Consider the following 12,344-nt stretch of genomic DNA (forward strand, 5'->3'; position numbering starts at 1 on the left):
TTTGTGAAAAATTTCCGTTGGTTTGATTTTCCTGTTACAAAGGTAGTAACATAGAAGCGGCATTTTCGGTAAAGAATATAGGCACCTGACACAAAGGAGCCGGATGCTGCTGTGGGAATTCTTTATTGGCTGGCTGCTGCTGCAGCCGGGATTACATTGATTGTCTGCTGTGACTTTTATATCGGGAGGAAGCTTCATCTAAAGGACCTGAGGAAGATGGCATTCCCTGCCCGCTTGGGAAAGATGGATATCTTTACACGGGGACCTGAGTTATTCTCTGATTACTTCGCAGAACTGACCCGTGCAGCGGAGCATATCCATATTGTCTTTTATATTGTAAAGAATGATAAAATTAGTGCGGAATTTTTATCAATATTGAAGGAAAAAGCACTTGGGGGAGTAGAAGTACGGCTTCTCATTGACTGGGAAGGCAGTGCTGTTTCCGGGAAGAGTGTCCGTGAACTGAAAGATGCCGGTGTGGAGGTTGCATTTAGCTGCAAACCGAAGCTTCCGTTCCTTTTTTATACATCTCAGGTGAGAAACCATCGGAAGATCACAATCATCGATGGAAAAATTGGCTATCTTGGCGGCTTCAATGTCGGCAAAGAGTACGTGGATGGCGATAAAAAGCTTTCGCCGTGGCGCGACTACCATTTGAAGCTGACAGGCCAGGGGGTCCAAGATTTGCAGAGCGTCTTTTTGTCTGACTGGAGTAAAGCAGCGGGAGTGAATCATGTAAATAATAGCGTGTACTTTCCGGAGCAGCCTTTAGGGAAAGTGCGCCACCAGCTAGTGCCAACAGAAGGAATGCTCCTGGAAGGTACGGTTGCCCGTCTTATTCAAAAAGCAGAGGATTCGATTATCATTGGCACGCCATACTTCATTCCGAGCCGAAAGGTGTTCAACCTCCTGCTCCGTGCGCTGGAGAACGGGGTTACACTATCCATCCTTGTTCCATACCGTGCCGACCATCCGCTCGTGAAGGAAGCCTCCTACCCTTTTCTCCGCCAATTGATGAAACGAGGAGCAAAGGTTTATCAGTATGTCGGCGGTTTTTACCATGCAAAGGTGCTGGTAATCGACGAAGGTTTGTGTGATGTGGGTACGGCTAACTTTGACAAGCGAAGCCTGTTTTTAAACCGCGAGCTGAACTGCCTGATTTTCGACCATGATTTCATTCGTACTGTCAGGAATGTCCTTGAAACAGATATGCGGCATTCGAGAAGGCTGCGTCTTCGGGAACTGAATTCCTTCAATCCGTTCCGGTCGCTGAAAGAGGCGGCAGCGAGGACGATTTCGTATTTTTTATAAAGAGAAGGAGAATCCTCATGATTATTAGGATGGGTTATGTCTCCCACGCCATCAGCCTGTGGGACGCTTCTCCTGCAAGAACGCTCACCTTTACACGCTACAGCCAGCTTAGCGAGGATGACCGGATGGAGAAGCTGCTTGATGTGACAAAGAAAAATATCGACAGCACCAAAAGGATGGTACATTACAATATCGCGCATGATATCCCGCTGTACAGGATGTCCAGCTCCATCGTACCGCTTGCGACCCACCCGGAAGTGCGCTGGGATTTCGTCACGCCATTTGCCGAAGATTGGCAGGAAATCGGTGAGCTTGTGCGGAGAAGCGGCCTCCGGACAAGCTTCCACCCCAGCCAATTTACCCTTTTCACTTCGCCGCGTGAAGAGGTGACGGATCATGCTGTCACTGATATGGAGTATCATTACAAAATGCTTGAAGCGATGGGGTTGGAAAATGAGGGAACGATCAACATTCACATCGGCGGCGCATATGGTGACAAGCTCGCAACTCTTCCACGCTTTTATGAAAATCTGAGCAAGCTGCCTGATACGGTAAGGAAGCGAATGACGCTGGAAAATGATGATAAGACATACAACGCCGATGAGACGCTGGCCGCTTGTGAAAAAGAAGGCATCCCCTTCGTCTTTGATATCCACCACCACTATGCAAATCTTGGTGAAAAAAACCTTGAGGAACTCCTGCCTGCAGCTTTTGTGACATGGGAGGACACCGGACTGCGGCCGAAGATTCATATCTCTTCGCCAAAGTCAGAGAAAGCTTACCGCTCCCACTCTGATTACGTCGATCCCGACTATATCAGACCAATGCTCGACGTGTTAAAAGGAATCGGGCAGGATGTCGACTTCATGATCGAAGCGAAGCAAAAAGACCTGGCTGTGCTCCGGCTCGCCGAAGTTCTCGGGGAAATCCGCGGAATGAAACGGATTGGCGGTACGATTCTTCAGATTTAAATAGTAGTCTAATAGAGTTAAGGGAGCGGTGTTTTCACCGCTCCCTTAACTTACTAATCACTATTTATCCTTTAACTATTTTACGTATGCTTTTACAGGATAGTGATCAGAATAATCATTATACTCATAGATTGCCTTCCACGTTGGAGACTTTGGAGTGATCGTTTCATTTACGAATGGACTTGGTTGTTTATGGTCTTTTTCGACAAATATATAATCTAAATGCTGTGGCGCATAATCAGGGTATTTGTAACCTGTAATGCTGTTCGTTTCCGGGTCCCAAGTTGAGGTATGTCCTAAATATTCGGCAGGCGGGTTGACATTCAATGTTGATAACATGCTATTGTACTCTGTTGTGTCATTTTTTATTACATTAAAGTCACCGCCAATAAATATTACTTCCTCTTTAGGAATGTTTTTACTTTTTATGAAGTCGTTGAGTTCTTGAAACTGTGTATGACGAATTTTGGCTCCTTCACCTTGATGACACCCAGTATCTTCTGCTTGAGCGTGAGTACTGATAAGATGGTAGAATTTATCTTCTTTTTGTACTTTCGCATAGACAAATCCTTTATTGGCATAATAATCTGCACCACAGCCATTCGCGTAAACGTGCTGTATTTTCTCCACGATTGGCCATTTACTGACAATTGCTACACCGCCATCTTCTGGTACTACATTCGAATAACTTCCTCTCGTTTCATCCCATCCAGTCTTCGAACGGCCAAGCACTGGCGTTTGATATGGATATTCGTTAGATAAGTTCTTTAAGAGTATGTCCGAATTTCCGTTGTCAAAAAGCTCATTTAAGAGGAGAGCATCATGTCCCTTGAAGTAATCTGCGTTACTCATATATTTTGTACGTTCGTCCTGACCCCAAGATGAAACTAATTTAGGCAATAAAAACACATTATGTTGCAATAGTTTAAAATCGTTTGGATAATTCTCCGCAGCTTGTGAAGGCTTCAGCGGGATGGAAACCCCTAATAATAGAGTCATCGTCAATACTAATAAACATTTTTTCATCAAAGTAATCACCATCCTGTTGTTTTAGACATCTGAAATTTTTCACAAAATCTAAACTTCACTCGGTATTCATTCATGAACTAATGACTATCCTTTTCTCGCCAAGAACTAAAGCAAAAACAATAAACGAAGATCCCTTTCTTAACTGATATTCATATCCTCCTTTATTTTTTAATTTTCAAGGTTCTATGAATCTTGAAAATTTATAAATGACAATAGATGTTTGACCAAAATTATCGTAACAAACTAGTATTAGTATTTTTATGAATCATTATTATTTTTTTGTAAAACAATGTTAACAATAGAAAGACTCTCAAGAAGGCACGGCGTTCAACAACCACTGATAAGGCTTGACTTAGAATCTCTTGGCCGTTCCGTATGCTTTGAGACAAAAAAAGAAACCTTGAAAGGCATTTAGCAAATCAAGGTTTTATTAATTATTTATTAGAATATTTCTTAATCCAATCTTTAATGTCTTGTTCTACGTGTAAATATTCTTCTGGACTATCTTTTAAATCAACACCAGAAACTACCTGAAGAAAATCCCACACTATATCATCTACGATATTTGGTTCATCCTGCATTACATATTCTGACGCCCAATCCGCTACATCTTCTCTTGAAAGTTTTCCTTGTAAAATCATATTTAATTTATTTATTATCTCTTCTTTTGTTGGCTGACCCATTTTTTCACCACTTTCCGATATAATTTCTACTACCATCAAATCGGTAATGAACTTTTGAACCACCTGTAAATTTAACGTCAGGTCTAACTTGCCTAATCATTCCATTATGGTCTAAAGTTTCATGCCATGTTCTTTTTAGACCTGTTGCAGGGTTCCATTCTCTAACTACTCTTCTCCCTGCCATTTCACCAGCTTTTGAAGCGGGGGTCATCTCACCGTAGTATCTAATTCTTCCATCTGATAGTTCTCTTACTCCAGCTTTACCATACTTTTCACTTTGCTGATAATGAGTTTTTAATTTATCAAATTGAGCAGCACTATGTGCAGGATTACCTTCACCCTTATTACCAGCAAACTTCTGCAAATCCATCTTTACCAGTGACTTTTGTTTAGGTGGATCGAGGCTGTCTAAGTTTCCTGCTCTACTTGGATTTCCTGCCCGCTTCTCTATCCTCGTTTGGGTTTGCCTTCTTGGCTGCTGGGCTCGCTTGGCCACTTTCGGCTTTGCTTTCTTCGTTGTCCGGATTACTTTGGCGGCTGAGCGGCTTTCTTTTCTCGGACTGCTCTTTATGGATCTTGCCGGCACTGTTTTCGGCCTCTTGTATACCTTTGCGGCTACACGCTTGGCTGTTGAACGGTATGTCTTTTTAGAGACTATCTTGACCGTCCTGTATGCCTTGACTACCCTTGAGGTTCCTTTGTAGGCTGCCTTTGATGCTTTTTTAATCCCTTTTTTGAGCTTCTTTAGCCACTTTGGCGCTAGGCCATCCGGGTCGATGTTATTAACAGGGTCACCTTCGGCATACAGGTAACGGTTTCTCCATCAAATAAACCTTCGCTTTTTCTACTTTAACATTACAAGCTTTGTCATTCTCGTGTGTTCGTTGCCTTTCCATGCCATAACCACCCTTGCCATGTAAAATGTCATCTCGCCTAATTCTCGTTATCATCACGTAATCCGAGTATTAAACAAAACTCCATGACGGTACTACCTTCAAGGAGTCTCTATTTTCAAACAATTCATTTTCATATTGTCCCACTCAAATATTAGCTAATTATTGTAAAATATAGTAAAAAACCTTGAAAGGCATTTAGCCAATCAAGGTTATAGAATTCATTTAAACTTTTTAATATCTTTTATGTGCCTTATGGAAACCTCTGTAATCAAACTTTCAATTAGCTGTTACTTTCTTCTTCTATGAATTCTAAAAACGAATCTTGCAGTTCTCCTTCTGTATCAATAGAATCAAGGAGTAATTTAGGTTCTAACGAACAATCCTTTAAAGTTGAACTTCCATCGATTACTCCTAGCATGTTTGATATAGTATCAATCATGATTTGTTCGATTATCCTCATTAATGTATCTTTATTTTCGTCAGTTAAACTGTCGTAAAAACCAATAGCTTTTTTCCAATACTCATCTGTCTTAGGAGTAACATTCGTTGTTTCGCACAAGTCTTTATATAGTTGAAGGTTCTCTTTAACAATAGACTCATAAAGCGATTTAACAAAAATATCATTCATTTTATTTCCTCATTTCTGGATACATATTTTTGTTTAATTCAATAAGTTCTTTTAAAGCAGAATTTGGTATGTCATCATAGACTCTTCTTAGTTCCATAATATCCCTTGCTAATAGCTGTCTAGGATTCTCTATTCCTTTGGTACTTCTTGAAACTATACCATTAGGGCCTTTTATTGTATGACCAACCTTTGGAACATTTATTGCAGGAGCAGTATCTGGATTATAATTATTCACTAATTTCTTCATTACTGCCTTCTGCCCTGCATGATGGGCATCAAGTCCTTCTACTCCTTTAATATCTTTATATGCTCCAACTTGATATTTACCCGCATCCTTATTACCAGCAAACTTCTGCAAATCCATCTTTACCAGTGACTTTTGTTTAGGCGGATCGAGGCTGTCTAAGTTTCCTGCGCTATTTGAATTTCCTGCCCGCTTCTCTATCCTCGTTTGGGTTTTCCTTCTCGGCTGCTGGGCTCGCTTAGCCACTTTCGGCTTTGCTTTCTTCGTTGTCCGGATTACTTTGGCGGCTGAGCGGCTTTCTTTTCTCGGACTGCTCTTAATGGATCTTGCCGGCACTGTTTTCGGCCTCTTGTATACCTTTGCCGCTACACGCTTGGCTGTTGAACGGTATGTCTTCTTGGAGACTCTCTTGACCGGCCTGTATGCCTTGACTGCCCTTGAGGTTCCTTTGTAGGCTGCCTTAGCTAGCTTGGAAACTACCCCTCCTCCAGGAATGAAGTTCGAGGCGATAATATAAAACCTTGAAAGGCATATAGCCAATCAAGGTTCTCATACTTTTCCTTATGAAAGTCCCCAAACACTTAACTCATAAAAATATTCAGTTCGTTCAATACACAAACCAAAATTAAAATCTTCTGCAACTAAGATGAAATCTCCATATCCATCTGAAAACTTTGTTAACTCAATGATTTTATTTAAGTGACTAAATACTTCATTAACATTAACCAACACTGCTTCTATTTCTTTTTCTCTAAAAAACAATAGCCTACCTTGTTTTTGTATGGCTCCGATATTATCAATAATCTCATTTAACAAATGTATTGATTTTTGAATATGTTCTTTATAGCTATCTCCTTGTAATTGAATCTTACTTTCCCTTGTGTTAAGTAACGAAAACACATTCTTACAAAATAAATCATTATCTTCAATATCTAAAAAAGGTTCCTCTGTAAGATTCATGAAGTTTATTTCTTTTACCAAATTCTTTCTTCTACTTTGTCTTTTTAACAGCTCCATTTTTGTTTTTCTTTCGTCACTCAAATTAATCACCTTTCTCATGGTCGACCCTTCTTTTTATAACCAACAAAATCTTCCGGGGAATGTCCAGGATACTGATTATATCTTCCTTTTTCCAATGGGCTTCCCTTTAAATCGTCAGCACCATGAAAGTGAGGACCTCTCCCGAATTTATCCTCTCGGTGCTCTATAATATATTTTTTCTTGCCATCTACTTCAAATTCATATACTCTTCTATTTTCAGTTGTTCCATCATAAACATCGACAGGTTTCTTTTGCTGAGTAGAGTTAGGTATTCCCGCCCTTCTCTTTGCATCCCTAAATGCTCCATTTTTCGTTAATACCTTATCAATTTCATCCGTACCCTTATTACCAGCAAACTTCTGCAAATCCATCTTTACCAGTGACTTTTGTTTAGGCGGATCGAGGCTGTCTAAGTTTCCTGCTTTATTTGAATTTCCTGCCCGCTTCTCTATCCTCGTTTGGGTTTGCCTTCTTGGCTGCTGGGCTCGCTTGGCCACTTTCGGCTTTGCTTTCTTCGTTGTCCGGATTACTTTGGCGGCTGAGCGGCTTTCTTTTCTCGGACTGCTCTTAATGGATCTTGCCGGCACTGTTTTCGGCCTCTTGTATACCTTTGCGGCTACACGCTTGGCTGTTGAACGGTATGTCTTCTTGGAGACTCTCTTGACCGTCCTATATGCCTTGACTGCCCTTGAGGTTCCTTTGTAGGCTGCCTTAGCTAGCTTGGAAACCACCCCTCCTCCAGGAATGAAGTTCGAGGCGATGAAGACAGCTGCACCCGCTTTTTGGTACCACTTCGTCTTCTTGCTCCTAATCGTTCGGATATCATCTCCGATGGCATAATTGTAGGCTGCCTTTGATGCTTTTTTAATCCCTTTCTTGAGCTTCTTTAGCCACTTCGGCGCTAGGCCATCCGGGTCGATGTTATTTACAGGGTCACCTTCAGCATACAGGTAACGGTTTCTCCACCAAATAAACCTTCGCTTTTTCTACTTTAACATTACAAGCTTTGTCATTCTCGTATTTAAACGTACTTGAGTAGTATGTATGATGATTATTTTAAAATTTATATCAACCATTCTAGTATGTTTGCTAACCATCAAGGTTTTTCATTTAAGAGTCATATTGCCTTTTAACCGCAGTGGCCTTAAATTAAAAAACCTTGAAAGGCATTAAGCCAATCAAGGTTAAATCTATTTTAATTAAATCCTACTCTTACTTCACCATCATGAAATATTTCAATAACATACCCTGTAGATGGCGAAAATATCCATGTATCGAAACTTACAGCAGTAACATCATCTATAACTTTAAATACTTTATCTAAAGTAGACTGAATAATAGGTAAAGTCCCTTCGTCCCAAATTATATAAACAACCTTACTGTATTCATCCATGTTTTGGTCTAAAAAAGATATTATCTCATTGACTGTATTCACTTCAGCATGATTAGACATTTTCTCCCATTCAATACGCCCCCACTTAGCAAATGGAAATGAACTTTCAAAATCACTTAATATTTGCTCACTATTATTATCAGAAAAGACATGTACATCCTCGCCTAGTGCTTCAATACACTCATCAAATAAACTCATCTAAAGTCCCCTTATCTATTCAAATGTTTTAATAAAGATTTAAAGGTGCTTTCGTTGCCCTCAAATGGGATAGCGATTTTTTTAGCATTAGCCCCTTTACCATTACGAAAATCTTCAATATTTATATGCGTACCCTTATTAGGGTCATAATCTAATCTCCACCTTACTTTTCCGTCAGCAGACTGCCTACCAACAACTTGACCATATCCATCACTTGACTTAAGCGTACCTGTATATGGCTGTGAGTTTGATCCTAAATCTCCAGCTAGGTCTAGTGCCTTGTTTCTAGCTTGTTCATATGTTTTGACCTTATCTAATACTTGTTCTCCTTTTCCTATACCCTGACCAGCAAACTTCTGCAAATCCATCTTTACCAGTGACTTTTGTTTAGGCGGATCGAGGCTGTCTAAGTTTCCTACTTTATTTGAATTTCCTGCCCGCTTCTCTATCCTCGTTTGGGTTTTCCTTCTTGGCTGCTGGGCTCGCTTGGCCACTTTCGGCTTTGCTTTCTTCGTTGTCCGGATTACTTTGGCGGCTGAGCGGCTTTCTTTTCTCGGACTGCTCTTAATGGATCTTGCCGGCACTGTTTTCGGCCTCTTGTATACCTTTGCGGCTACACGCTTGGCTGTTGAACGGTATGTCTTTTTAGAGACTATCTTGACCGTCCTGTATGCCTTGACTGCCTTTGAAGTTCCTTTGTAGGCTGCCTTAGCTAGCTTGGAAACTACCCCTCCTCCAGGAATGAAGTTCGAGGCGATGAAGACAGCTGCACCCGCTTTTTGGTACCACTTCGTCTTCTTGCTCCTAATCGTTCGGATATCATCTCCGATGGCATAATTATAGGCTGCCTTTGATGCTTTTTTAATCCCTTTTTTGAGCTTCTTTAGCCACTTCGGCGCTAGCTNGCTTTCTTCGTTGTCCGGATTACTTTGGCGGCTGAGCGGCTTTCTTTTCTCGGACTGCTCTTAATGGATCTTGCCGGCACTGTTTTCGGCCTCTTGTATACCTTTGCGGCTACACGCTTGGCTGTTGAACGGTATGTCTTTTTAGAGACTATCTTGACCGTCCTGTATGCCTTGACTGCCCTTGAGGTTCCTTTGTAGGCTGCCTTAGCTAGCTTGGAAACCACCCCTCCTCCAGGAATGAAATTCGAGGCGATGAAGACAGCTGCACCCGCTTTTTGGTACCACTTCGTCTTCTTGCTCCTAATCGTTCTGATATCATCTCCGATAGCATAATTATAGGCTGCCTTTGATGCTTTTTTAATCCCTTTTTTGAGCTTCTTTAGCCACTTCGGCGCTAGCCCATCCGGGTCGATGTTATTAACAGGGTCACTTTCGGCATACAGGTAGCGGTTAGTGAATGGACTTGAAATAGACATTTTTCTGTCCATAAACATCCTCCAAACGGAAAAAGCCAAAAAATGACTGTCCAACCAAAAGTGATTCCATTTAATTGGATAATATTTTACAATTAGACATTTACGACAGAGACAGTTTGTGTTTTAAGGAAAAGCTTTTTCTTCTATTCTTCGGATCCAGATGTATACCAGCTTCCACAGTGCCGCATTTCTAGTTGAGGAAGAATATCAGGCAAAAAACAATCAACGCAAGAAAGACTTGCTTTTTGGCCTATTCGCTCTGTCCATAATACTTTTGTTGTTGAGATGTTGTTTAACTATTATATGGGTGGTTAACCCACCTCTTAGACAATAAATTTGTCATTATCTTGTAGTAATTCATCTAGCACTAAACTATCTCCCCCAAAAACCCCGAAGTCTTCACTTCGAGGCTAAGAAGATAAGATTAAATTAAAATCAGCCTGAAGACTAGGTCTTCAAAATCAATATCACCAATACCACTGCTACACCTGAAAAGGAAGATACCCTCACCTTCCTGTTCCACTATTATTCCTGCATTTCCAATCCAAGCATCAACCCTATCATCAGTATATTGCCATATATTCCATAAATTAATTTGCCCAATTTCTTTTTTAGGAAAGCATTTGAAAATAAAAGTTGATGGTGCAGTATTTTTCCAAAAAACGGGCGAATTTATTTTTTGTTTATTAACTTCTATATACCCTTTTCTTTTGTCCAGAGAAAATTCAATGCCTTGTCTATAATCATTCTTACTTCTAATAAATTCAATTTTGATATCTTGACCTGTTTTAACTTCTAGCCTTTGTGACATTACCACTAGGCTACCATTAATATTTATTGCCTCACCCTTATTTTTCATAAACATTTCTGATAAACTCATTTTTTTGAGCACTCCCTTAATAACCAGGTCTTCTAAATGGGTCAACTTTTGCATGGTCCTGTGGCCATCTTGGAACAAAGTCTTTTCCGCCATCTCGTTTTGGAATAGGTTCATGACTTAACTCCATTGATTCCACTCCACCCTTATCTGGGTTAAATCTTTGTGGAGCATTTCCTTTTTTCATCCTAGCCGCATTTTCTACACCATATTTTCCTACTACATCAGTGCTAGCCGCTTCATTTTTCCAAAATCTTGATCTCACTGTGTTCCAAGCAGGTTCGTTTCCTTTTGACGTTGGCTTATAGACATCGTCACCTACTTTCCACCCTTTAGAAGCATTTCCCGCACCCTTATTACCAGCAAACTTCTGCAAATCCAGCCTTACCAGTGACTTTTGTTTAGGCGGATCGAGGCTGTCTAAGTTTCCTGCGCTATTTGGATTTCCTGCCCGCTTCTCTATCCTCGTTTAGGTTTGCCTTCTCGGCTGCTGTGCTCGCTTGGCCACTTTCGGCTTTGCTTTCTTCGTTGTCCGGATTACTTTGGCGGCTGAGCGGCTTTCTTTTCTCGGACTGCTCTTAATGGATCTTGCTGGCACTGTTTTCGGCCTCTTGTATACCTTTGCGGCTACACGCTTGGCTGTTGAACGGTATGTCTTTTTGGAGACTTTCCTGACCATCCTGTATGTCTTGACTGCCCTTGAGGTTCCTTTATAGGCTGCCTTAGCTAGCTTGGAAACCACCCCTCCTCTAGGAATGAAGTTCGAGGCGATGAAGACAGCTGCACCCGCTTTTTGGTACCACTTCGTCTTCTTGTGTTTATTGCAAAATAAAAGTGCAGAGGTTTGCGAGGAATTTGTGCAGAACTCAACTGCATAAAAAATAGGCTTGCCGGCCCCTAAAATATCACCTACTGTATTGATTGAGAGATCACAACAGTGGGGGGACATGAAAGGATGCTAGCAATGCCTAAGGTTGATTATATCAAACATTTAAGAGAAGAAGAAGACTTGTCAATAAATGAAATTGCAAGGAAAACTGGTTGTAATTGGAGGACGGTTAAGAAATACGCCGACGGAGAAAGTTTTAAAGAAACCCTCAAGTTCACTAAAAGAGGAATGATGTACGAGGAAAGATTCGGACAAATTGTTGACGATTGGCTTGAGGAGGACATGAAACTTAAGAGAAAAGAACGGAGAACCAATAAGAAAATCTTCGAAGATCTTAGTAATGATCATGACTTTAGAGGATCCTATAGGACTGTATGCGAGTATATCCAGCACCGAAAGCCCCACCTCAAGGCAGCAAAGGTTGAAAGACATGAGCGTTTAGAACACCCTCCGGGTGAAGCATAAGTGGACTTCGGAAACATGACTGTTGTGAAGGACGGAGCCTATAAAGATATCAAAGGCCTAATCCTGAGTTTTCCACACAGCAACACTGGATTTGGTTACCCGCTTCCGGGCGAAAATACCGAGTGTTTCCTTGAAGGGTTGAAGCAGTTGTTTCACCAGGCAGGAGGGGTCCCAACCTATTTACGCATTGATAACCTAGCTGCGGCAGTAATTTCAATTGGCAAAGGGGACAAACGGACCTACACTGACTCATTTCTAGGATTTAAATGCCATTACGGTTTTGAAGTGCAGCCATGTAATCCGGCAAGTGGGCATGAGAAAGGAAATGTAGAAAAAAA

The 12,344-nt window shown here is 41.1% G+C and carries 13 protein-coding genes and 2 pseudogenes; 3 read left to right on the forward strand and 12 right to left on the reverse strand.

From position 1 onward, the window contains the following. The first annotated feature begins 111 nt into the window (after nt 1-111). The gene (cls, locus tag BQ5796_RS15375) at nt 112-1,311 is read left to right on the forward strand and encodes a cardiolipin synthase (RefSeq protein ID WP_071461023.1); all 1,200 of its coding nucleotides are present in this window, start codon (nt 112-114) and stop codon (nt 1,309-1,311) included. Nucleotides 1,312-1,328: 17 nt separating this feature from the next. Continuing rightward, nucleotides 1,329-2,282: a UV DNA damage repair endonuclease UvsE gene (gene uvsE, locus BQ5796_RS15380; RefSeq protein ID WP_071461024.1), complete on the forward strand. Its 954-nt coding sequence runs from the start codon at nt 1,329-1,331 to the stop codon at nt 2,280-2,282. Between the two features lie 75 nt (nt 2,283-2,357). Here the strand turns inward: uvsE and sph are convergent, their stop codons facing one another. From sph to BQ5796_RS15445, 12 genes and pseudogenes are all read right to left on the reverse strand, one after another. After that, entirely contained in the window at nt 2,358-3,308 is a 951-nt protein-coding gene (sph, locus tag BQ5796_RS15385) for a sphingomyelin phosphodiesterase (protein WP_234969398.1), read from the reverse strand. A 437-nt stretch (nt 3,309-3,745) separates the two neighbouring features. Then, on the reverse strand, nt 3,746-3,994 hold the full coding sequence (locus BQ5796_RS15390) for a DNA-binding protein (protein ID WP_071461328.1): 249 nt from the start codon (nt 3,992-3,994) through the stop codon (nt 3,746-3,748). A gap of 4 nt (nt 3,995-3,998) precedes the next feature. Beyond that, a complete protein-coding gene (locus tag BQ5796_RS18520; protein ID WP_071461026.1) occupies nt 3,999-4,580 on the reverse strand; it encodes a hypothetical protein in 582 nt (193 codons plus the stop codon). 590 nt (nt 4,581-5,170) lie between these two features. Beyond that, nucleotides 5,171-5,518 (reverse strand): transposase, encoded by a 348-nt coding sequence (locus BQ5796_RS15400; RefSeq protein WP_071461027.1) that lies wholly within the window; start codon nt 5,516-5,518, stop codon nt 5,171-5,173. 1 nt (nt 5,519) lies between these two features. Beyond that, complete coding sequence (locus BQ5796_RS18525) at nt 5,520-6,302, reverse strand: hypothetical protein (RefSeq protein ID WP_234969357.1); 783 nt, start codon at nt 6,300-6,302, stop codon at nt 5,520-5,522. A 21-nt stretch (nt 6,303-6,323) separates the two neighbouring features. Continuing rightward, nucleotides 6,324-6,821 carry a YxiF family protein gene (locus BQ5796_RS15410; protein ID WP_234969358.1) on the reverse strand — a complete coding sequence of 166 codons (498 nt, stop codon included), beginning with the start codon at nt 6,819-6,821 and terminating at the stop codon, nt 6,324-6,326. After that, on the reverse strand, nt 6,818-7,534 hold the full coding sequence (locus BQ5796_RS18530; protein ID WP_071461028.1) for an HNH/endonuclease VII fold putative polymorphic toxin: 717 nt from the start codon (nt 7,532-7,534) through the stop codon (nt 6,818-6,820). Before BQ5796_RS18530 ends, BQ5796_RS15410 begins: the two co-directional genes overlap by 4 nt. 464 nt (nt 7,535-7,998) lie before the next feature. Then, nucleotides 7,999-8,394, reverse strand: coding sequence for a CDI toxin immunity protein (locus BQ5796_RS15420; RefSeq protein ID WP_071461029.1), 396 nt, complete (start codon nt 8,392-8,394; stop codon nt 7,999-8,001). Nucleotides 8,395-8,405: 11 nt separating this feature from the next. Further along, nucleotides 8,406-8,714: pseudogene (locus tag BQ5796_RS17515) on the reverse strand (T7SS effector LXG polymorphic toxin); the annotation flags it as partial. 1,485 nt (nt 8,715-10,199) lie between these two features. Then, complete coding sequence (locus BQ5796_RS15435) at nt 10,200-10,655, reverse strand: hypothetical protein (protein WP_141769950.1); 456 nt, start codon at nt 10,653-10,655, stop codon at nt 10,200-10,202. 16 nt (nt 10,656-10,671) lie between these two features. Beyond that, nucleotides 10,672-11,028, reverse strand: coding sequence for a hypothetical protein (locus BQ5796_RS15440; RefSeq protein ID WP_071461033.1), 357 nt, complete (start codon nt 11,026-11,028; stop codon nt 10,672-10,674). 93 nt (nt 11,029-11,121) lie between these two features. Then, entirely contained in the window at nt 11,122-11,394 is a 273-nt protein-coding gene (locus BQ5796_RS15445) for a hypothetical protein (protein ID WP_071461034.1), read from the reverse strand. A 213-nt stretch (nt 11,395-11,607) separates the two neighbouring features. On the opposite strand from BQ5796_RS15445, the pseudogene istA reads away from it, so the two are divergent. Continuing rightward, nucleotides 11,608-12,344, forward strand: a pseudogene (gene istA / locus BQ5796_RS15450) (IS21 family transposase); the annotation flags it as partial.

The sequence above is a fragment of the Bacillus massilinigeriensis genome (assembly GCF_900111815.1).
Lineage (GTDB): Bacteria > Bacillota > Bacilli > Bacillales > Cytobacillaceae > Mesobacillus_C > Mesobacillus_C mediterraneensis.